General features: G+C 60.7%; 21 protein-coding genes. 14 read left to right on the top strand and 7 right to left on the bottom strand.

The features are described 5' to 3' along the window. Positions 1-85 precede the first annotated feature (85 nt). From HGP17_RS17625 to HGP17_RS17600, 6 genes are all read left to right on the top strand, one after another. The gene (locus tag HGP17_RS17625; protein ID WP_168811270.1) at positions 86-1,060 is read left to right on the top strand and encodes a quinone oxidoreductase; all 975 of its coding nucleotides are present in this window, start codon (positions 86-88) and stop codon (positions 1,058-1,060) included. Positions 1,061-1,312: 252 nt separating this feature from the next. Further along, positions 1,313-2,494, top strand: a complete 1,182-nt coding sequence (locus HGP17_RS17620) for an MFS transporter (protein WP_168811268.1) — start codon at positions 1,313-1,315, stop codon at positions 2,492-2,494. A 92-nt stretch (positions 2,495-2,586) separates the two neighbouring features. Further along, on the top strand, positions 2,587-3,648 hold the full coding sequence (locus HGP17_RS17615; RefSeq protein WP_168811266.1) for a succinylglutamate desuccinylase/aspartoacylase family protein: 1,062 nt from the start codon (positions 2,587-2,589) through the stop codon (positions 3,646-3,648). A gap of 26 nt (positions 3,649-3,674) precedes the next feature. After that, positions 3,675-4,031 (top strand): ArsC family reductase, encoded by a 357-nt coding sequence (locus tag HGP17_RS17610; RefSeq protein WP_168811264.1) that lies wholly within the window; start codon positions 3,675-3,677, stop codon positions 4,029-4,031. A gap of 10 nt (positions 4,032-4,041) precedes the next feature. Beyond that, complete coding sequence (gene ybaK / locus HGP17_RS17605) at positions 4,042-4,515, top strand: Cys-tRNA(Pro) deacylase (protein WP_168811262.1); 474 nt, start codon at positions 4,042-4,044, stop codon at positions 4,513-4,515. Between the two features lie 95 nt (positions 4,516-4,610). After that, positions 4,611-5,864: an aminopeptidase gene (locus HGP17_RS17600; RefSeq protein ID WP_168811259.1), complete on the top strand. Its 1,254-nt coding sequence runs from the start codon at positions 4,611-4,613 to the stop codon at positions 5,862-5,864. Between the two features lie 76 nt (positions 5,865-5,940). Here HGP17_RS17600 and HGP17_RS17595 read toward each other — a convergent pair whose 3' ends face one another. After that, the gene (locus HGP17_RS17595; RefSeq protein ID WP_168811257.1) at positions 5,941-6,531 is read right to left on the bottom strand and encodes an NAD(P)H-dependent oxidoreductase; all 591 of its coding nucleotides are present in this window, start codon (positions 6,529-6,531) and stop codon (positions 5,941-5,943) included. After that, a complete protein-coding gene (gene xseA, locus HGP17_RS17590) occupies positions 6,531-8,147 on the bottom strand; it encodes an exodeoxyribonuclease VII large subunit (RefSeq protein ID WP_168811255.1) in 1,617 nt (538 codons plus the stop codon). The genes HGP17_RS17595 and xseA overlap by 1 nt, the downstream gene beginning before the upstream one ends. 237 nt (positions 8,148-8,384) lie before the next feature. On the opposite strand from xseA, the gene HGP17_RS17585 reads away from it, so the two are divergent. After that, a complete protein-coding gene (locus tag HGP17_RS17585; RefSeq protein WP_168811253.1) occupies positions 8,385-8,612 on the top strand; it encodes a homogentisate export protein in 228 nt (75 codons plus the stop codon). Between the two features lie 105 nt (positions 8,613-8,717). Here HGP17_RS17585 and HGP17_RS17580 read toward each other — a convergent pair whose 3' ends face one another. Continuing rightward, positions 8,718-10,556, bottom strand: coding sequence for a hypothetical protein (locus HGP17_RS17580; protein ID WP_168811251.1), 1,839 nt, complete (start codon positions 10,554-10,556; stop codon positions 8,718-8,720). 237 nt (positions 10,557-10,793) lie between these two features. Between HGP17_RS17580 and HGP17_RS17575 the strand changes: the two genes are divergently transcribed. Together HGP17_RS17575 and HGP17_RS17570 are read left to right on the top strand one after the other, a co-directional pair. Next, positions 10,794-11,807: a glycosyltransferase gene (locus tag HGP17_RS17575; RefSeq protein ID WP_168811249.1), complete on the top strand. Its 1,014-nt coding sequence runs from the start codon at positions 10,794-10,796 to the stop codon at positions 11,805-11,807. Continuing rightward, on the top strand, positions 11,804-12,190 hold the full coding sequence (locus HGP17_RS17570; protein ID WP_168811247.1) for a GtrA family protein: 387 nt from the start codon (positions 11,804-11,806) through the stop codon (positions 12,188-12,190). Before HGP17_RS17575 ends, HGP17_RS17570 begins: the two co-directional genes overlap by 4 nt. Before the next feature lie 65 nt (positions 12,191-12,255). Here the strand turns inward: HGP17_RS17570 and HGP17_RS17565 are convergent, their stop codons facing one another. Beyond that, a complete protein-coding gene (locus tag HGP17_RS17565; protein ID WP_168811245.1) occupies positions 12,256-13,242 on the bottom strand; it encodes a Gfo/Idh/MocA family oxidoreductase in 987 nt (328 codons plus the stop codon). A 313-nt stretch (positions 13,243-13,555) separates the two neighbouring features. On the opposite strand from HGP17_RS17565, the gene HGP17_RS17560 reads away from it, so the two are divergent. From HGP17_RS17560 to HGP17_RS17545, 4 genes are all read left to right on the top strand, one after another. After that, positions 13,556-14,125: an isochorismatase family protein gene (locus HGP17_RS17560; RefSeq protein ID WP_168811243.1), complete on the top strand. Its 570-nt coding sequence runs from the start codon at positions 13,556-13,558 to the stop codon at positions 14,123-14,125. Next, positions 14,122-15,120 carry a helix-turn-helix domain-containing protein gene (locus HGP17_RS17555; protein WP_168811241.1) on the top strand — a complete coding sequence of 333 codons (999 nt, stop codon included), beginning with the start codon at positions 14,122-14,124 and terminating at the stop codon, positions 15,118-15,120. The genes HGP17_RS17560 and HGP17_RS17555 overlap by 4 nt, the downstream gene beginning before the upstream one ends. A gap of 104 nt (positions 15,121-15,224) precedes the next feature. Next, complete coding sequence (locus HGP17_RS17550; protein ID WP_168811239.1) at positions 15,225-16,175, top strand: aldo/keto reductase; 951 nt, start codon at positions 15,225-15,227, stop codon at positions 16,173-16,175. Between the two features lie 28 nt (positions 16,176-16,203). Then, positions 16,204-16,647 carry a GNAT family N-acetyltransferase gene (locus HGP17_RS17545; protein ID WP_168811237.1) on the top strand — a complete coding sequence of 148 codons (444 nt, stop codon included), beginning with the start codon at positions 16,204-16,206 and terminating at the stop codon, positions 16,645-16,647. A gap of 2 nt (positions 16,648-16,649) precedes the next feature. Here HGP17_RS17545 and HGP17_RS17540 read toward each other — a convergent pair whose 3' ends face one another. The 3 genes from HGP17_RS17540 to HGP17_RS17530 all read right to left on the bottom strand — a co-directional run bounded on the left by HGP17_RS17540 (position 16,650) and on the right by HGP17_RS17530 (position 18,795). Next, on the bottom strand, positions 16,650-17,093 hold the full coding sequence (locus HGP17_RS17540; protein ID WP_168811235.1) for a DUF4279 domain-containing protein: 444 nt from the start codon (positions 17,091-17,093) through the stop codon (positions 16,650-16,652). Positions 17,094-17,174: 81 nt separating this feature from the next. Further along, the gene (locus HGP17_RS17535) at positions 17,175-17,789 is read right to left on the bottom strand and encodes a hypothetical protein (RefSeq protein WP_168811233.1); all 615 of its coding nucleotides are present in this window, start codon (positions 17,787-17,789) and stop codon (positions 17,175-17,177) included. Between the two features lie 112 nt (positions 17,790-17,901). Continuing rightward, positions 17,902-18,795 (bottom strand): LysR family transcriptional regulator, encoded by an 894-nt coding sequence (locus HGP17_RS17530; RefSeq protein ID WP_168811231.1) that lies wholly within the window; start codon positions 18,793-18,795, stop codon positions 17,902-17,904. Positions 18,796-18,925: 130 nt separating this feature from the next. Between HGP17_RS17530 and HGP17_RS17525 the strand changes: the two genes are divergently transcribed. After that, entirely contained in the window at positions 18,926-19,921 is a 996-nt protein-coding gene (locus tag HGP17_RS17525; protein WP_168811229.1) for an aldo/keto reductase, read from the top strand. The last annotated feature ends 102 nt before the right edge of the window (positions 19,922-20,023 follow it).

The following is a 20,023-nucleotide window of genomic DNA, read 5'->3' as shown; positions in this document are numbered from 1 at the left end:
ATTATTGCACAGATACGGTGAGCTCATACCGAATTTATTCAAGCGAATGTTTGTGGTCAAAGATCTCCGTAAAGGAGAATTTGCAATGCCCCTAGCGATTGCCGTCAACGGCCCCGGCGGCCTCGAGGCCATGGAGGCCGTTGACCTTCCGGTCATCGACCCCGGCCCTGGCCAGGCAAGAATCCGTCAAAGCGTTTCCGGCGTCAATTTTGTCGACATTTACGTGCGCACGGGACTGTATCCCCTGCCTCCGGGCCAGACTGTTCTCGGCTTTGAAGGCGCTGGCGTCGTGGAAGCCCTGGGTGCGGATGTCGATGGATTGAAGGTGGGCGATCGGGTGGCATATGTCGGCCATCCGCTGGGAAGCTACGCTGAGGTGCGAACCCTGCCGGTGGAGCGGCTGGTGAAATTGCCCGACGATGTCAGCGAACGCGTGGCCGGCAGCCATATGCTGCGCGGGCTGACCGCGCATATGCTGCTGCAGAAAGTCTATCCGGTGAAGCCGGGCGAGTGGGTTTTGGTGCACGCGGCGGCAGGCGGCGTCGGTCAGCTCGTCACCCGTCTGGCGAAACATCTTGGCGCGAATGTCATCGCGACCGTCGGCTCGGAAGCAAAGGCTGGCTTTGCCTACGAAGCGGGAGCCGATACGGTTCTCCTGCACACATCGGACGACTGGGTGGAGGAGGCGCGCCATATCGCTGACCGGCGCGGCGTCCATTTCGCCATCGACGGAATTGGCGGCGCGATGTTGTCACAAACACTTGCCTCGGTCCGTCCCTTCGGCATCGCCGCAAGCCTCGGCCAGGCGGCAGGCCCGATCCCGCCCATCGACATCGTCGAGTTGAGCGCGCCTCGGGCGATCGGTCTCATACGCCCAAGCGTGCTGACCTATGCCAAGGACCCCGACCTCTATCGTGAGGGAACAAAGGCAGTCATGGAGTATCTGCAGGCGGGTCTGATCAATCCGATCGGCGCGGAATACGAGCTGAAGGATGCCGCCCGGGCACACGCGGACCTTGGAGCCGGCCGGACCACGGCCAACGTCATACTGACGATGTAATCCTCATAGGAGCGGGTCATCTCCCCGCTCCCATGCCTGCCTTCGGCCGCAACGCATATTCGCCCCATGCCGTCAATGACTTTTGCTGCACAGCAGCAATTCGTTGACCTCGCCCGCGTTTGCCTGATACCGGTGGTGCGTGGCGACGCGCGGCCATTCGGCTATCGCCGCCATGTCTATCCGATACGAACCCCGATCTTTCGTGGCAAACCATATGGATACCGCTCCTCCGGTGTCCGCAGGCGATATTCCGTGAACACTGCCTCCCAGACCGTCCAGTCGAATTCGACGCTCGCCCTCATTTCCATCGTTGCGCTGACATTCTTCGGCTACATCGCCATCGGCCTGCCGCTCGCGGTTCTGCCGACTTATGTCGACAGTGGCCTCGGCTTCGGCGTCATCTGGGCCGGCATCGCCGTCAGTACGCAATATGTCGCGACCATCATCAGCCGCGCGCAGGTGGGTCGTCTCTGCGATCAGTATGGGCCTCGCCGCTCCGTTCTGCTCGGCTTCCTTGCCTATGCTCTCTCCGGCATTCTGACGCTGGCCTCGACCTTCACCGCCCATGTTCCCACCGCAAGCCTGTCCCTGCTGCTTGCTGGACGTCTTGCGCTAGGAATCGGCGAAAGCTGGGTCAGCACGGCGGCAATCACCTGGGCCATCGGCCTGATGGGATCGCGCGAAACCGTTCGCATCATTTCCTGGAACGGCATCGCCACCTATGGCGGCATCGCGCTGGCGGCACCTTTTGGCGCGTGGCTGCAGGGGCAATACGGCTTCTTCGCCATCGGCGCGGTGACGATCGTTCTTGCCGTTGCCGGGCTGATGCTTGCGCAATCGCGGCCGCCCGTCCCCGGCGTGCGGAAAAAAGGCATTGGCACCGGCCAGGTGCTCAGCCGCATCGCACCGTTCGGCGTCGCACTTGCGCTTTCGTCCAGTGGGTTCGGCGTCGTCATGGCCTTCGTCGCCTTGTTTTTCCAGAGCCGCGGCTGGGAAGGCGCATCCTTTGCGCTCAGCGCCTTCGGTCTTGCCTTCATGGGCGTGCGCCTCGGCCTTGCGCAGGCTGTCGCCCGGTTCGGCGGTCTGCCGCTGACACGTATTTCGCTGGTCGTGGAAATGATCGGCCTGCTCGCGCTGGCATTTGCCTGGTCCCCGACCGTCGCCATCATCGGCGCGGCCCTTGCCGGCGCCGGCTTCGCACCGGTATTCCCGGCGCTTGGCAACGAGGCGATGGAGAGAATTCCGCCGCAGAATCGCGGCGTCGCACTAGGCCTTTATTCGATCTTTCTCGACGTTTCCCTCGGCACGACCGGTCCGATCGCCGGCCTTTTCGCCGATCATCTCGGCTATGCCGCACCCTTTTCCTTTGGTGTCGGCGCCGTATTGCTCAGCCTCGTGCTGAGCCTCGTCCTGCGGCGGCACCCCAACGCCTGACGGGCATCGGCGCGCTCAACAGCCAGAATGGTTGCAGGAGACGGCAATGGCTTGATAAGGGTCTCCGATCAAAATCATGAGGAGGCCCTTGCATGCACATCACCGAAATCGTCATCGAGGGCGATACTCCAGGGATCGCGTGGCGGCTGCCGGTTCTGCATTTTGCCGGTAGCAAGCCGGATGCGCCGAAGATCTACATCCAGGCCGCATTGCATGCCGGCGAGCTGCCGGGAACGGCACTCGTGCATTTCCTTTGCGAGCGACTGCGCCAGGCGGAAGCGGACGGCGCCATCCTGAGCGACATCGTCGTTGTGCCGCATGCCAATCCGATCGGTGCGGCGCAATCGCATTTTGGCGAGATGCAGGGGCGCTTCGACCTTGGAACACGCACCAATTTCAACCGCGATTTCCCGCTGATCTCGCTGCGCGACCGTGATCTGCTGATCGAGGGTCTGGATCGTTATCCCGCCGTTGACCGGTTGAAGCGCCAGCTGATCCATATGGCGCTCGGCGCCGATCTGGTGATCGACCTCCATTGCGATGATGAATCCCTGCAATATGCCTATATCGACGATGCCTTCTGGCCCGAAGCCGCCGACCTTGCAGCGGCGTTGAAGATGGATGCCGTCTTGTTGTCGGACGGCGAAAGCTCAGCCTTCGAGGAGGCGGTAAGCTTTGCTTGGAAATACGAGGTGCCGGGCGAGAAGAGGGCGCATCTGCCCGGCAAGCTTTCGGTCACCGTGGAACTGCGCGGAACCCGCGACGTCTATCCCGAGATGGCGAGAGAGGACGCAGCCGGCCTCTGGCGCTTCCTCGCCGCCCGCGGCGCGGTCCACGACGAGACCGTCCTGCTTGGCGCATTCGAGGGACCGGCCGTGCCGCTCGACAATGTCGAGATGATCCGCGCACCACAGGCAGGCACCGTGCTCTTCCATCGCAATATCGGCGAGCGGATCGAAGAAGGCGATCTGCTGGCGACGATCATCACCGCACCCGGCATGCCGGATGGGACCATCGAGGTTCGCGCGCCGCAAGCCGGCCTCATCGTGACCCGTGTTTCGGACCGGCTGGTGCGCCGGCGCGGCGATCTTATGAAGATCGGCTCCGACAAGCCAAGCTCCGTTGCTCGCAAGCCGGGAACGCTGGAAGATTGATTGAGAGATAAGAAAACGGATTTGACATGACGATCACCATTTACGGCATCAAGAACTGCGACACGATGAAGAAGGCGCGGACCTGGCTCGAGGGCCATGGCATCGCCTATGATTTCCACGACTACAAGGCGGCTGGCATCGACAAGGATCACCTGGAGCGTTGGACGAAGGAAGCCGGCTGGGAAGTGGTGCTCAACCGCGCCGGCACCACCTTCAAGGCACTGCCGGAAGCGGATCGCACCGATCTTTCGAAGGACAAGGCCATCGCGCTGATGATGGCGCAGCCTTCGATGATCAAGCGCCCTGTGCTTGAGGCAGACGGCAAATTGCTCATCGGCTTCAAGCCCGATATTTATGCGGCTGCATTCGGCAAGGCCGCCTAGAGATAAGTCCATGTCCAAAACCACCCGCGCGACACAAGTGCTGACCCAGGCGAAGGTCGCCTTCACCGTGCATGCCTATGAGTACGATCCGAATGCGGAGCGTGTCGGGTTGCAGGCGGCGGAGGCCCTTGGCGAGGAGCCGCATCGCGTGCTGAAAACGCTGATGGCGGAGGTGGACGGCAAGCCCGTCTGTGTCGTCGTGCCCTCCGACCACGAAGTCAGCATGAAGAAGCTCGCCGCAGCCTTCGGCGGCAAGTCCGCCGCCATGATGAAGCCGGTCGATGCCGAGCGTCTGACGGGCTATCATGTCGGCGGCATCAGTCCCTTCGGCCAGAAAAAGATCGTGCCGACGGCGATCGAGGCGCAGGCGATGACCGAGGCATACGTCTATATCAATGGCGGCCAGCGCGGGCTGCAGGTGCGCCTCAATCCACACGATGTCTTGACCGCGCTCAAGGCCAAAGCGGCACCGCTGATTGCCTGACGATCTTCAGGATCGGACAAAGCGCCTTCAATTTCGCCGCAAAGCGGTCTAAGTCTTGAGACCGTTCTTTCGATATCAGCCAAGCAGGTTTTGTCATGACATCAGCCTCCCCCAACCATCATCCCGTCGATCACGCCAAGCTGGAAAAGCTTGCGGAAGTGGCCGTAAAGGTCGGGTTGCAGCTGCAAGCCGGCCAGGATCTGCTGATGACGGCGCCGGTTGCGGCGATGCCGCTGGTGCGGCTGATCACGCGCGAGGCCTATAAGGCCGGCGCGGGTCTCGTCTCGACCTTCTATTCGGATGAGGAAACGACACTCGCCCGCTACGAACACGGTCACGATGCGAGCTTCGACCGCGCCGCGACATGGCTCTATGAAGGCATGGCCAAAGCCTTCTCCAGCAACACGGCACGCCTCGCCATTGCCGGCGACAACCCAATGCTCCTGTCGAACCAGGACCCGAACAAGGTTGCTCGCGCCAACCGCGCCAATTCGGCCGCCTACAAGCCGGCGCTCGAAAAGATCTCGAATTTCGACACCAACTGGAACATCGTTTCCTATCCGAACCCGTCCTGGGCGAAGCTGGTCTTCCCGAACGACCCGGAGCCGATCGCGGTTGCCAAGCTTGCCAAGGCGATCTTTTCCGCTTCGCGCGTCGATGTCGAAGATCCGATCGCGGCCTGGGCCGAGCACAATGCCAATCTGCATAAGCGTTCAGCCTGGATGAACGGCAAGCGCTTCGCCGCCTTGCATTTCCAGGGCCCGGGCACCGATCTCACGGTCGGTCTCGCAGACGGCCATGAATGGCATGGCGGCGCGTCCACAGCCAAGAACGGCATCACCTGCAACCCGAACATTCCGACGGAAGAGGTCTTCACCACGCCGCATGCGCTGCGCGTCGAAGGTCATGTCTCCTCCACCAAGCCTCTGTCGCATCAGGGAACGCTGATCGACAATATCCAGGTGCGCTTCGAAGGCGGCCGGATTGTCGAGGCCAAGGCGACGCGTGGCGAGGAAGTACTGAACAAGGTGCTCGACACCGACGAAGGCGCGCGCCGGCTCGGCGAAGTGGCGCTGGTGCCGCATTCCTCGCCGATTTCCGCGAGCGGCATCCTGTTCTACAACACGCTCTTCGACGAAAACGCCTCGTGCCACATCGCGCTCGGCCAGTGCTATTCCAAGTGCTTCATCGACGGCGCCAAGCTCAGCCAGGATCAGATCAAGGCGCAGGGCGGCAATTCCAGCCTGATCCACATCGACTGGATGATCGGCTCCGACAAGGTCGATATCGACGGCATCAATGCGGATGGCGCGCGCGTACCCGTCATGCGCAAGGGCGAGTGGGCCTAACAAGGCCCTGACATTTGAGCGCAATCGTGCCGTGGCAACCTTGCCGCGGCATCCTTTGTTGGCAAAAACGACGGGATCAGATCGCCGCCAACGCTCGCTTGACGCGTTCGAGATGCGCCTTGCGTCCGGCATCGGTGACGCGATCCATATCGTGCAATGCCAGCATGCGGAAATTCAGCCGCTTGGCACAGAAGGCGGCGATGCCGCGCTTCAGCAGGCGCCGCACCGGATTGCCCATATAAAGATGCACGACCCACCAGGGCGAGCCGGTTGTTGTCAACGCCCAGAACAGACGGATATTGGTGAGTTTCGGCACGATGCGTCCGCCGGCGGGGTCGTGGGTGAAGGCGACGCCGGGCGCAAAGACGCGATCGAAGAAGCCCTTCAGGATCGCCGGAAAATTGAACCACCATTGCGGAAAGACCAGGATCAGGCCGTCGGCAGCCCGCAGCCGCGCGACGATGTCGTCGACACCCGACGTATCATAGGGCTGGTCGAAATAGCCGCGCCGTTCCACCTCCGAAAGACGCGGGTCGAAGCCTTCGCGATACAGATCGAGCAGATCGACCTCATGGCCGCCGCCGGCGAGCGTCTCCTGTGCGAGCCTCGCCACGGCGGCGGCGAAGCTATCCTCCAGCGGATGGGCCAGCACCAGCAGGATGCGCATTAGAAGAGGCTTCCCTGCTTCGGCGGCGTGGCGGGTTCGGCCGGTTTGGTGGTGCGTTTCTTCGCGGGCGTAGCGTCCGACGGCGTGGATGAGGACGATGGTGGCGCAGCATCACCGCCGGTGACCGCACCGATGCGGCCGTCCGCGAACTCGATCGAGATGGCGGCACCCGTCGAAAGTGCGGCCGCCAGCGAGACCGGGCGATCATCCTCGTCCCGCACAACGGCATAGCCGCGCTTCAGGACATTCTTGTAGGAGAGCGACTGCAGAATGCGTTCCTGCGCCACCAACTCGCTGCGAGCGCGGGTCAGCTGATGGCGGATGGCCGTATCGGCATGACGCACGAGATTGCCGAGGCGATCACGAGCCCTCCCCGTCTGCGCTTCGAGGCGCGAGGGCAGCGTGGCGAAGACGGCATCGGCGCGTTCGATGCGGGCACGGGACCGGTCGAGCATACGCTCGATCGTCCGCTCCGCGCGGGTCATCCGCTCGCTCAGCTGCTGGCGGCGCTCGGCGATCCGGTTCGACAAGATATCCGGTCGCAGCTGCGAGGCCGTGCGCTCGAAGGAACGGCGCTTGTTCAGCGTGTTCAGTTCCAATCCACGGCCGAGGCCGGCGGCCGCCTCATCGAAGCGACGACGCGGCAAAGCGAGGATCTGGTCGAGTGACGGCAGGGCCCGCAGCAGCGCGCGAACCGCCTGCCGCCGTTGATCCATCTGCCTGCCGACTCCGCCCTGCAAGCGGGCAGCAAGGCTTGCGAGCTGTGCTTCCAGCTCGGCTTTGACCGGCACGGCCATTTCGGCCGCACCCGTCGGCGTCGGAGCGCGCACGTCGGCCGCATAATCGATCAACGTCCAATCGGTCTCGTGGCCAACGGCCGATATCAGCGGGATCTCGCTGCCGGCGGCAGCACGCACCACAGCCTCATCATTGAAGCTCCAAAGATCCTCCAGGCTGCCACCACCGCGCGCGACGATCAACACATCGGGACGCGGGATCGGGCCGCCGGGCGCAAACTCGTTGAAGCCGCGAATGGCGTTCGCCACTTCGTCGCCCGAGCCATCGCCCTGCACCTTCACCGGCCAGACCAGCACATGCACGGGAAAGCGATCGGAAATGCGGTGCAGGATATCGCGGATGACGGCGCCTGTCGGCGACGTCACCACGCCGATCACCTTCGGCATGAAAGGGAGCCGGCGCTTGCGCTCAGGATCGAAAAGACCTTCGGCACCGAGCTTGCGCTTGCGTTCCTCCAGCAACGCCATCAGGGCGCCGGCGCCGGCGGGCTCAAGGCTCTCGATGACGATCTGATACTTCGACGAGCCGGGGAAGGTCGTGACCTTGCCGGTCGCAATGACCTCCATCCCCTCCTCGGGGCGGAATTTCAGCTTTGAGAAGGTGCCTTTCCAGATGACCGCGTCGATGCGGGAGCGGTCGTCCTTCAGCGAGAAATAGGCATGACCTGACGAATGCGGGCCGCGATAGCCAGAGATTTCCCCGCGCACGCGCACCTGATCGAACGCGTTCTCGACCGTGCGTTTGATCGATCCGGACAGTTCCGAGACGGAGTATTCCGTCAGGTTCGAAGGCGAATCATTCTCAAAAAAGCTGCTCATGTCCTCTTTCTAGCCGATGTCGCGGAAAATGCGGAGCCTTGTGAATACCCCTTAAGTCTGAATCGATCGGCGAAGGGATTCTGCGCATAGTTCAGAGGCTGCCGCCGCATTTGCATGTCCCGTAACGAGCGTGGAGCTTATTGCTTCATCAAGCGTTAACCCTACTGACAAAGCCTTTCTTAGCCATCCACGCGTAAATCTGTGCAAACTGGTTTTTGGTAAAGAGGAAATGGAGCGATGATATTCGCGACCGCCACGATCATCGGAATTGCCGCCGGCCTGCAGCGCACGACCCTCGGCGCGCTACTGGGCGTAGCACTGGTGAGCGTCGCCTTCATGGTGGCGGTTGCCATGTCCGTCGTTCCGCCGCCGCTGACCACCCTCTTCATCGCGCTCGGCGGATATAATCTCGGCTTCATCGGCTATCTCATCACCGCTGACATGGTGGAGCATCGCCGCGCCTAACACGCGCCGCGATCTTCCAGATCCACCACCTACACTTCAAGTCTTTGATTTTACTTATGTGATGATCGCAAAGCCGCCAACACTTTCGCGCGCCGTGCTTTGGTTTCAATCCTGCGGCTTGAAACGGAAGAACTCGACTTCCGACTGGGCCGGGACCGGGATCGGCTCGAGGTAAATCGGCACCCGGCCGGCACTGAGTTGAGCATAAAGCCCCTGCGGGCTCTTCTCCAACACCAGCTGCGTCTGAGGGTCGCCTTTGCAGAAGGCGATCATCGTGACATGGGCTTCCCGAAGAAGCGCTTCGGCCTGCTGCGGCTTGGCAAGACCGATGTTGAGCTCCGTCAACATTCCATCCGGATCGCGGTGGTAGGGGCCGGAGAGCGTGCGATGCGGCGTGAAGCGGAGAAGCGGCGCCCCCATATTGGATGGCGCGGAGATGACGCCGGGTTCGAGACCGGCAATTGGCGCCAGCGCTTCTTTCGAGGCACAATTGACCTCTTCCTCGGCAGTGTTGGTCGCAGTACTGTTGAAGCTGTTCGCGATACCCTTGTTGCCTATCGCGCCGCCGACTGCCCATACGGCCGGCACCGAAATCAGGGTCATCACGATATAGAAGAAGGCGGCAGCGACGTTTTCGCTGTCTGCCGCCGAAATCCGCCTGAGTTCAGCAAGCAGCAACGCCAGCGGCGCGATGGCCAGCAGGTTGGAAAATTCCGAGCCACGAACCTGTATCAACGCGATCGCCCAATTGATCGCGATCAGCGCCCAGAGCACGGCATGCAAGCGAACACGATCGCCTCGCAATATGCGGAACAGGCAGACCAGCATCGCAAGGACGCCCGTCACGTAATAAGCGCCAAAGGCATCGGGCTGCGAGCGGAAAACGGAGAGGATCGGCTGGGCTTCGGTCACCCTGCTCAGCCAGAATTCCACAAGCATGGGATCGAGATCGGCAAGCGGATTGCGCAGGCATTGCGGTGCGATCGCCAGGATCGTTGCGGCGACGGCAATGCCGTTGCCGGCGAGCACTGCAATGCGCCATGATCTCGACAAGCGGCTGGCGAAGAGCGTCGAGAGCAGCAGGCTAACGCAACCGGCGCTGATGATGCTGTAAAAGCCGAGCGAAAGATTGTCGCAAGTGACCATCGCGTAGAAGCGTGGCGGCACGAGCGAAAAGAACGCGGCACTGACAGCGATCGTCAACGTCAGGGAAAAGGCCCTGGCAGCAGGAGCGAAGACTTCGCCATCCCAGGCCCAGAGGCAGGCAACCGCCATGCAGACCACCGCCACGAACGGCGTCGTCTCCGCCCCGATACCGAGCTGAACGGCAAGAGCGATGGCGGCAATGACGAAGCTGCGCGGTCTATGGCTTTCATCGACGAGCATGGCGACGGTGAGCGCGACAAGACCGAGCTGGACGTTGTCGTGATCGATGGAACCTGGCACGAAGCGGGCCGAGATCAACACGAACAATGCCGTCAGGATCAGCGAGAAGTGCATCCCTTCGACGCCGCCCATTCGCCGCCCGGCCGTGCTCATGAAGAACATCAACGGCATGATGAGCATCAGCGGCCATACCGTCAGCGCCGCCGCTTCAGCCCCTTCAGCCGAGAAGAACATCCGGAAGAAGAGAATAAGGCCTGCGATCGGCAGATCGATGAAGCGCGACCAATGCATCAGCGTCCCGCCATCAAGGCCGAGACGATATTGCATCATGTCGAACCAGCCCTGACCGGCGAGAAAATCGCGCACCTCGACGAGGCGCATGGCATCGTCATTGTCGGGGCCGACATAGTCGGTGACATGGCGATGGATGATCAGCTGGCCGATAATCAGCAGGATGCTATAGATCAACGGCACAATGACGGGATGAGACCAGCGCGACGAGGCTTGCCTTCCTGCTGCCGGAGCTGCTTCAAGCGACATCGCCAGCGTCTGCACCATCTCGATAAACCCCGTATTGGAAGAACGTCCGGGAGGTCACGCTAACGCCTGCGCATCAAAAAAACGTAAAGCACGGGCGGCCAGCTGATCGATCACGACAATGTTTTTGCGATGGCGAGATCGCGCCATTTTTCCCAAGCAACCATAGGGTCTTATTAACAGCCAGCACGGTAAACTCCTGTTTGGATCGTCGATCGAGCCACCGCTCGATATCACGCCTGGGAACCGGCCAAGACCATGTGGAATGAGAAGCTGAGCGTTGCCGTCCTGCTGCCCTGCTACAACGAAGCCGCCACGATCGGCGATGTCGTCCGCGGGTTTCGTAGGGCATTGCCGCAAGCGTCCATCTACGTCTACGACAACAATTCCACCGACAGCACGGCGCTGCACGCCAAGCTCGCGGGCGCGACCGTGGTGCGTGAACGCCGGCAGGGCAAGGGCCACGTCGTGCGCCGCATGTTTGCCGACATCGAGGCGGACATCTACCTCATGGCCGATGGCGACGGCACCTACGCGCCCGATGATGCCGAAGAACTGATCCGCACGTTGCTCACCGAAGGCTCCGACATGGTGGTCGGCACCCGCCGCAACGTCCACAACGATGCCGGCCGGCAGGGACATGCCTTCGGCAACCGCATTTTCAACTGGCTCTATCGCACTATTTTCGGAACCGATTTCACCGATATCTTCTCGGGCTACCGCGCCTTTTCGCGCCGGTTCGTCAAAAGCTTTCCGGTCGTTTCGGGCGGTTTCGAGATCGAAACCGAAATGTCGGTGCATGCGTCGCAACTGAAGATGCCCGTCAGCGAACTCGAACTCGATTATGGCCGCAGGCCGGAGGGTTCGCACTCGAAACTTTCCACCTTCCGCGATGGCTGGAAAATCCTCTGGATGTTCGCCATGCTGATGAAGGAAACGAAACCGTTCGCCTTCTTCGGGATTTTGAGCGTCGTTGCCATCGATCTGGGTATCGGCTTCGGCATTCCGGTGCTTGCCGAGTATTTCGAAACGGGCTTCGTGACCCGGATTCCGACCTGGATATTCTCGATGGCATTGACGATGATCGCCTTCATGCTGTTTACAGCCGGCATGATCCTCGATTCCGTCGCACGAGCCCGTGCGGAACAATTGCGCATCCATTATATGAGCTTGGCCAAGCCGCAATCCCGACGAGCGCGGGACGAGCGGACAGCCGATGTGGCGGAGCCGGAGACATCCGCTAGCCGAAAGAAAAGGGTAAAGGCTGCATGAAGAAGCTGCTTCGCTTCCTGATCGCTGGTGGGGTCGGCTTCGTGGTCGATGCCGGCGTCCTGCATCTGCTGCTTTGGTTTACGCCGTTCAATCCGTTTGTCGGCCGGGCGATCTCAATCCCGAGCGCGCTGCTGGCTACATGGGTGCTCAATCGCAATTTCACCTTCGGCCGGTCCGACCGTTCGCTGGCAGCGGAAGGATTTCGCTATGGTTCGGTCGGCCTGACGTCGGCGCTGCTCAACTATGCGCTCTTCAGTTCACTGCTGATGGCGGAGCCCTCGCTGCAGCCGATCATCGCCCTGACGGCGGCTTCGGTGGCGGCGACCGCGTTCAGCTTCTTCGGCTACTCGCGTTTCGTCTTCCGCCACCGGCAAAATCCCTGAGGCAATCCGGGGAAAGCGTGCGGCAGCCTCCCCCGGGAACTGGATAATTTGAATGGAGAGCCGGCTCAGATCGGCTCCCAGCCATCCTTTTCGCTCGCACGGTAGATGGCATCGATGACCTTCTGGTTCAGCTTCGAGCTTTCCAGCGGCACGATTTCCGCACCCTCGCCCAATGCCGCGGAGGCAAAAGCTTCAACTTCGCGCTTGTATTGGCGGCTGTCGGGGAAGCGGAAAATCTGCGATTCCGAATGGCCGCGATTGGTGAGCTCAAGCTCTTCCGCGCCGTAACGATCGGCATTGAAGGGCGACTTGACCTCGATGAAACCTTCCGTGCCGTGGAAAACCATGACCTGACGGTTGGCCATCTGCGTGGAGATGTAGAAGGTCATTTCGAAGTCGCCGAAATCGGCCTTCACGCTCGAATAGATGTCGGTGCCGAATTCCGCATCGCGCTCCGTGACGGCCTGAATGCGCTGCGGTTCACGTCCGGTGACGAAACGGGCGCTGATCGTCGGATAAACACCGATATCGGGTAGCCCGCCACCACCGAGCGATGGAATGTTGCGCATGTTGCCGGCATCACGGTTGAAATAGGTGAAAGCGCCCTGAACGTGACGCAGGCGACCGATGGCGCCATCGGCAAGCAGCGAGCGAACCTTCCGCCAGACCGGCGCATAGGTCACCATATAGGCTTCCGTCACGAGAACCTTGTTGCGATCGCGCGCGGCGATCAGACTGTCGATCTCATCCGCCTTGAGGGCGATGGGCTTTTCGCACAAGACATGCTTGCCGGCATCGGCCGCCTTGATCGTCCACTCGACATGCTGCGACGTCGGCAGGGGAATGTACACGGCATCGATCTTGTCGGAGGCGAGCATCTCCTCGTAGGAGCCGAAGGCGTGCGGCACGGAGAAACGATCAGCCATCTCGCGTGCGCGCGCCAGATCACGGCTGGCAACGGCGGTCACGACGCAATTTTCCGCGTCCTGAATGGCAGGAACCACCAGTTCCCGGCCGATCTTGGCCGTCGATAGAATTCCGAAGCGTAGCATGCTCTCTCTCCTCAAGCATCATCCCGAACGAGTCAGCCGCATGGCGATGATCGCGACATGGCCTCCGGCGGGGTCCTTTTGAACACGGTGGGTCAAGCGAAACGGGATATTCCGCTCTGGACGAAACCGGCGCCAACCTTATTAGCCGCATGCCGGAGGTGCAACGCCCCAAGCAGCTTGCGTGGACAAATGCGGCGGCGCTGCGATCATCGATCCATGTCCGTATTTGTCCGCTTTCCGTCCGACAGATGGCTTTCGAAGCTTTCAAGCGCGCCTTAATTTCGGTTATCCTTCAAGCACAGGAGATACGAAAATGTCCCACGCGGATACCGCTTTGATCGTCATCGATGTTCAGGAATCCTTTCGCCAGCGTCCTTACTGGCGGACGGACGACCTGCCTGCCTTCACCAACAATCTGCAGGCGCTGATCGACGGCGCCAAGGCAAAGGGCATTCCCGTCGTCCAGATCTTCCATGTCGAGGATGGCGACGCTCATTTCAGCCTGAAGAGCGGCTTTGTGCGCAAGCTCGATGAAATCTCGCTAGAGGCCGATGCCATCTTTCACAAGCGCCGGCATTCCGCACTCGTCGGTTCCGGTCTCGATGTCTGGCTGGTTGAAAACGGCATTCGCAAGGTGATCGTTTCGGGCATTCGCACAGAGCAGTGCTGCGAGACAACCACACGCCACGCCTCCGATCTCGGCTATGATGTCGACTACGTTACCGAAGCGACGCTGACCTTTCCGATGACGCATGCCTCGGGCACGGTCTTCAGCGTCGACGACATCAAAAAGCGTAGCGAGCTGGTTCTGTCGGGCCGTTTCGCCCGTATCGCAACCGTCGAAGAGGCACTTGCCGACACTTCGATCCGGAGTGCCGCATGACGCAAAGCGACCGGCGCCTCCATCGACGGATCATTCCCGTTTATGTCCTTCTACCGCCCTATACGCTGCTGATGGACGTCGCCGGGCCGGTGGAGGTGTTGCGTCGCGCCAACATCGAACAGGACGATGTCCTGTTCGACTATCAATTCATCGCCGCGCAGTCGTCGCAGACGACCTCGGTCGGGCTGACACTTGCCGACCTCAAGCCGTTGCCGGATCACATTCCGGACGGCGCCTACGTCATCCTGTCCGGCAGCGTCACGCCGCCTGACGATGCCGAGGATATCGAGCCGGAGATCGCCAGGCTTGCGATCTGGCTGAAGGGCGTGATCCGTCCGGGCATTACCCTCGTCACCATCTGTTCGGGAGCCGTGATTGCCGCCCGCGCCGGGCTGATGGACGGCTACGCCTGCACAACGCATGCTGCCTGCCTCGATGAAGTCAGGGAACATGCACCGACGGCCAGGGTTCTCGACAACCGACTCTATGTCGAGGACCGGGACCGCTATTCCAGCGCCGGCATCACCACAGGCACGGACCTGATGCTGCATCTCGCCTCCAAGCTGACATCGCCCATGACAGCGCTGACCATCGCCCGGCACATGGTGGTCTACATGCGAAGGACGGGCGCCGAGCCGCAGCTCTCGCCCTGGCTCAGCGGCCGCAATCACGTCCACCCAGCCATCCATCGCGTTCAGGATGCGATCATGGCCGATCCGGCCCACAACTGGTCACTCTCCGAGCTTGCCGGCATCGGCGCGATGAGCGCACGCCATATCTCGCGGCTGTTTCAGGAGCATGCCGGCCTGTCGGTAACCGCCTATGTCAACCTGATGCGCGTTACGCTGGCGCGCGACGTGCTTGCCAATTCGCGGCTGGATATGGAGCATGTGGCGGAAAAATCCGGCTTCGCCTCGCCGCGCCATATGCGGCGCGTCTGGTCCAAATACAATACGTTGCCGCCGAGCCATTATCGGCGCTCGACGGCCGAATAAAAAAATCGTTAGTGGTCTTTGTCGGCAAAGGCCGTTAGCTTGCCTTGTCCCTCCCCTCCGGCGCCCGTTCGCCGGTTTACTCTCAAGTGACTTGGAGAAATATCATGGACATGCGCAAGCTTGGACGAACCGATCTGTCCGTCGCCCCCATCGTGTTCGGCGGCAACGTCTTCGGCTGGACGGCCGATGAGAAAACCTCCTACGCACTGCTCGACGCCTTCTTCGACGCCGGCTTCAACACAATCGACACGGCCGATGTCTACTCAAGCTGGGTTCCCGGCAACAAAGGCGGCGATTCCGAAGAGATCATCGGCAAATGGCTGAAGCAGGGTCGCATCTCCCGCGACAAGGCCGTCATCATCACCAAGGTCGGATCGGAGATGGGTCCGGGCAAGAAGGGCCTGAAGGCCAATTATATCATCGAAGCCGCCGAGGCTTCGTTGAAGCGGCTACAGACCGACCATATCGATCTCTATCTCTCGCACTGGCCGGATCCCGAGACGCCGCACGAGGAATCGCTTGCCGCCTATGCCAAGCTGAAGGAACAGGGCAAGATCCGCCATGTCGGCTGCTCGAACCTCGATGCGACACAGCTTCAGGCGTCGCTTGATGCCGCCACCAAGGCCGGCCTGCCGCGCTATGACGTGTTGCAGCCCGAGTATAACCTTTATGCCCGCGATAGTTTCGAAGGGGCGCTGGCCGATCTCTGCGTCAAGGAAGACATTGGCGTCATTACCTATTTCAGCCTTGCCGCCGGCTTCCTGACCGGCAAATATCGGACCAAAGCCGATACCGAAGGACGCGCACGCGAGAACCGGGTCTCGGCCTATTTCGACGACAAGGGCCTGCGCATCCTCGCCGCGCTCGACAAGGTCGCCGCCGAAACCGGCGCAAAACCGGCCGAGATCGCCCTTGCCTGGCTGCTGCGAAAGCGCGGCGTCACGGCTCCGATCGCCAGCGCGACTAGCCTCAACCAGCTCGACGCGCTCATCAATTCGGCAAAGCTTTCGCTTTCCGACGAAGCCATGCGCCTGCTCGACAAGGCCGGCGAATAACTGAGTCCAAATAGACGAGGATGGGCCGATGACCGTGACGATTCGAGATGCCAGACCCGAAGACGAAGCGCGCTGGCGTGCGCTCTGGGATGGCTATCTCGCCTTCTATCGCGTCACCATCGCGCCTGAAATTACCGATGCAACATGGCGCCGGGTTTTCGATCCGGCGTCGGCCATCTTCATGCGCGTCGCCGAGGTCGACGGTGAGGTGAAGGGTTTCACACTCTGCATCACGCATGAAGGCACCTGGACTCTTGCTCCTGACTGCTATCTGGAAGATCTGTTCGTCGACGAAAGTGCCAGGGGTCACGGCGTTGGCCGGGCGCTGCTGGACGATCTTGTCGCGCTCTGCAAGACGAACGGCTGGACTCGGCTATACTGGCACACGGAAGAAGGAAATGCGACGGCCCGCAAGCTATACGACACCTATGTCGAGAGCGACGGGCATATTCGCTATCGCATCAGCTTCTGAACTTAAGAACGGGTCGGCTTATCGTCAGCCCCGTCCAGTGAAATTGTCACCTGCAAGCCCAAGCCGGCGTTAGCGATGGCTGCTAGTTTCGAATTGGACAGCTCCAATGTGTAGCCTGCGTCGGATTGCTCCTGAGTGATGCAGACAAATATGTCCAAGTAGGCACTCTCCACGCCAGTCACGGAGAAAACTCTTGGAAAATTCTCTCCAAGCGTATCCGTCAATATTTTCACTGCTCCATCAGCATCGTGGTTTGTGACAGGCGTGGATAACGTCCATAGTCCTGTCTTTGCTCTTACAATCTTTCCGCTACTGAGACGTCTTTCCTCACCGGACTTCCAACTCGTATCCGGCGCGACCCCAAGGAACTCCGTAAGCCTCTGAGGCTCCAGATCATCTCCATGCAGGTATATGGCGACTGACCCAACCTTTTGCGCTTCGCTCAACTAAGCATCCTATAAGCTCGTTGTCCGGATTTGCAGCATACGCCAATGCCGGCCAAAAGACGTCGAGGATTTTGCCCGAACTTACCGCAGTGTCGGAAAGCCCTCATAATGGACGGAATGGTCGCCCTCCCAATTGGCCATGCCCGGTTTGGTCAGCATGCCACGCGGGCTGACGAAGCTTTGAATCGTCCGCTTCGGCCGCTCGTGCCACTGGATGTTGAAGGCCCAAAGCTTCGGGAAGAAGCAGAGCGACGCATAGGGCAGGTGATCATGGATCCACCATGCGAGCTTCTGCCAGTCGCCCTCATGGCTATGATGATCGATGAGCCATGGGACGACGACGCAGACGGCAGCGCCCATGCAGCCATCGAGATCGCGCACGTCCCAGATGTGGTGGGCAGCTGTATGAGGATTGGTCGAGCAGTTCAGACCGTTCCTGTTGCCGAAGGCATTGACTTCCGGCGCGCGATAGCCTGAGCGGATGTGAAGCCGCCCGAACGTTGCCTCCAGCGGTTCCAGCAACTCCTCGCAAAGCCGGCGACCAGCCTCGATCGCCAGATCCGGATCCTCCGGGATATTGGGGATACGGTAGAAGTCGGCGATTTCCGAATGCAGGAAATCGCGGAAAAAGAAATTCCTCGACAATCTGACCCGGCCGAGATCTTCCAGCCCCTTCATCGATCCCGGCTTTCTCATGACGGTGTCTCCCTTTTCGTCTTACCCAATCGCCGGGCGATCCATTGCATGCCGAAGTGCCGAATTCTGTCAGTGGCATGGAAAGACCGTCCCGGTGAAATCATCGACAGGGTCAAGGCCCGGTATATTTGAAGAAATCGATGAAGGCTCGGAGCGCCGGCCGCATCTGTCGACGGCTGGGATAGTAAATACAGAAACCCGGATAGGGCGGGCACCAATCTTCCAGCACGCGGATGAGCTTGCCATCGGCCAATTCCTGCTGCACGCGGATATCGAAGAGATAGGCAAGGCCGGCGCCGTTGACGGCCGCGAGAACCGCCAGCCGGTCCTCGATCACGATCAAGGGGCCATCAATCGCCACGATCAGCTCCCGGCCATCCTTTTCGAACTCCCAGCGGTAGAGCGAGCCATCGGTGAACCGCCGCTTGATGCAGCGATGATGGACGAGATCGCGCGGATGCTGCGGTTTCGGGTTTCTCTCGAAATAGGCCGGAGAGCCGGCAATCACGGTGCGGATGTCGGGCGAAACCTTCACCGCAATCATGTCACCTTCGATACTTTCTTCCAGACGGATGCCGGCATCGTAGCCGTCCTTGACGATATCGCTGAAGCCGTCCTCGTTGGCGATCTCCAACGTGATGTCGGGGTAGGTGTTGAGGAAATCGCCGAGCCGCGGCGCCATCAGGAGATCGGAGGCAAAACGCGGCGCTGTGATGCGCAACGTGCCCGCGGGCCGGCCCCGCGTGGCAAGTGTGTCCTCCAGCGCGATATCGATCTCCTCGAGCGCCGGCGCCAACCGTTGCAGCAGCGCTTGCCCTTCCTCGGTCGGCAGGACGCTACGCGTGGTGCGAGCGAGGAGCCTGACGCCGAGGCTTTCCTCCAGACTGGATACGGCATGGCTGACCGCAGACGGCGCAATCGACAGTTCCTTGCCGGCAGCCCGGAAACTGCGATGGGCTGCGACGGCGGCGAATACCGCAAGCTGAGAGAGCTGAGTTCTATTCATTGATCTAAATTATAGAACAACCCATTACGATTTGCATGGACTTTCATTCATTATCTACACCCCTAACTTGAGCGTGTAGGCAGCAAAGATTGACCACTGCCGCTCTCATCAGTCTCAAGAGGAACACAGGATGAAAAACCGCAAGCTTGGTAAGGATCTCACCGTTTCCGCCGTTGGTCTCGGCTGCATGGGCATGAGCTTTGCCTATGGTGCGACCGACGACGCTCAATCCATCAAAACGCTCCATCGCGCCGTCGATCTCGGCGTTACCTTTTTCGATACGGCCGAAACCTATGGCCCCTTCACCAACGAGCAGCTGCTCGGCCGCGCGCTGAAGCCTGTTCGCGACCGCGTGGTCATCGCAACAAAGTTCGGCTTCAAACTGGACCATACGAAATCCGGTCCGGCTTCCATGGTCGGTGTCGACAGCAGACCCGAGCACGTCAAGGAAGTGGCCGAAGCCTCACTCAAGCGGCTCGATACCGACGTGATCGATCTTTTCTATCAGCACCGCGTCGATCCGAACGTACCGATCGAAGATACGGTTGGCGCCATGGCGGATCTGGTGAAAGCAGGCAAGGTGCGGGCGCTCGGTCTTTCCGAAGCTGGTGCTGCCACCATTCGCCGGGCTCACGCGGTGCATCCGATCGCCGCCGTGCAGAGCGAATATTCGCTTTGGAGCCGCGAGCCCGAGAATGATGTGCTTGCGACCTGCCGCGAACTCGGCATCGGGTTCGTACCCTATAGCCCACTCGGACGCGGCTTCCTGACCGGCGCCATTCGCCAGACGGACGATCTTTCCAGCGACGATTTCCGCCGCTCGCTGCCGCGCTTCCAGAGCGAGAATTTTGATGCCAACGCGCTCCTGGTCGCCAAGCTTCAGGCACTCGCCGAGGAAAAAGGCGTTACCGCAGCACAACTGGCGCTCGCATGGGTTCTGCATCAGGGCGACGATATCGTCCCCATTCCCGGCGCACGCAAACTGCATCATCTCGAGCAGAACGCAGCCGCGGCCGATATCGCGCTTTCGGCAAAGGACGTGAAGGAGCTCGGCGACATCATCACGCCGGAAATCGTTGCCGGCAAGCGGTATAGCGATGCCTCCCTCGCCATGACGAATATATGACACGTCAGGCGCATCGGACGCCTCTGCAAAGACATCGGCCATCAAGGCCGGTGTCATTTTGAAACTGGCAAGAAAAAAGAAGCGTGATTAACGAACGACGAA

Origin of the sequence: Rhizobium sp. P38BS-XIX (assembly GCF_012641435.1) — a bacterium.
GTDB lineage: Bacteria > Pseudomonadota > Alphaproteobacteria > Rhizobiales > Rhizobiaceae > Rhizobium.
This window is presented reverse-complemented; position numbering and strand designations above follow the sequence as displayed.

Bases quoted from the DNA above. Each gene is read 5' to 3' on its own strand.
- HGP17_RS17625 (WP_168811270.1), top strand. From the start codon at position 86: ATGCCCCTAGCGATTGCCGTCAACGGCCCCGGCGGCCTCGAGGCCATG.
- HGP17_RS17615 (WP_168811266.1), top strand. From the start codon at position 2,587: ATGCACATCACCGAAATCGTCATCGAGGGCGATACTCCAGGGATCGCG.
- HGP17_RS17610 (WP_168811264.1), top strand. From the start codon at position 3,675: ATGACGATCACCATTTACGGCATCAAGAACTGCGACACGATGAAGAAG.
- ybaK (WP_168811262.1), top strand. From the start codon at position 4,042: ATGTCCAAAACCACCCGCGCGACACAAGTGCTGACCCAGGCGAAGGTC.
- HGP17_RS17600 (WP_168811259.1), top strand. From the start codon at position 4,611: ATGACATCAGCCTCCCCCAACCATCATCCCGTCGATCACGCCAAGCTG.
- HGP17_RS17595 (WP_168811257.1), bottom strand. From the start codon at position 6,531: ATGCGCATCCTGCTGGTGCTGGCCCATCCGCTGGAGGATAGCTTCGCC.
- xseA (WP_168811255.1), bottom strand. From the start codon at position 8,147: ATGAGCAGCTTTTTTGAGAATGATTCGCCTTCGAACCTGACGGAATAC.
- HGP17_RS17585 (WP_168811253.1), top strand. From the start codon at position 8,385: ATGATATTCGCGACCGCCACGATCATCGGAATTGCCGCCGGCCTGCAG.
- HGP17_RS17580 (WP_168811251.1), bottom strand. From the start codon at position 10,556: ATGGTGCAGACGCTGGCGATGTCGCTTGAAGCAGCTCCGGCAGCAGGA.
- HGP17_RS17575 (WP_168811249.1), top strand. From the start codon at position 10,794: ATGTGGAATGAGAAGCTGAGCGTTGCCGTCCTGCTGCCCTGCTACAAC.
- HGP17_RS17570 (WP_168811247.1), top strand. From the start codon at position 11,804: ATGAAGAAGCTGCTTCGCTTCCTGATCGCTGGTGGGGTCGGCTTCGTG.
- HGP17_RS17565 (WP_168811245.1), bottom strand. From the start codon at position 13,242: ATGCTACGCTTCGGAATTCTATCGACGGCCAAGATCGGCCGGGAACTG.
- HGP17_RS17560 (WP_168811243.1), top strand. From the start codon at position 13,556: ATGTCCCACGCGGATACCGCTTTGATCGTCATCGATGTTCAGGAATCC.
- HGP17_RS17555 (WP_168811241.1), top strand. From the start codon at position 14,122: ATGACGCAAAGCGACCGGCGCCTCCATCGACGGATCATTCCCGTTTAT.
- HGP17_RS17550 (WP_168811239.1), top strand. From the start codon at position 15,225: ATGGACATGCGCAAGCTTGGACGAACCGATCTGTCCGTCGCCCCCATC.
- HGP17_RS17545 (WP_168811237.1), top strand. From the start codon at position 16,204: ATGACCGTGACGATTCGAGATGCCAGACCCGAAGACGAAGCGCGCTGG.
- HGP17_RS17535 (WP_168811233.1), bottom strand. From the start codon at position 17,789: ATGAGAAAGCCGGGATCGATGAAGGGGCTGGAAGATCTCGGCCGGGTC.
- HGP17_RS17530 (WP_168811231.1), bottom strand. From the start codon at position 18,795: ATGAATAGAACTCAGCTCTCTCAGCTTGCGGTATTCGCCGCCGTCGCA.
- HGP17_RS17525 (WP_168811229.1), top strand. From the start codon at position 18,926: ATGAAAAACCGCAAGCTTGGTAAGGATCTCACCGTTTCCGCCGTTGGT.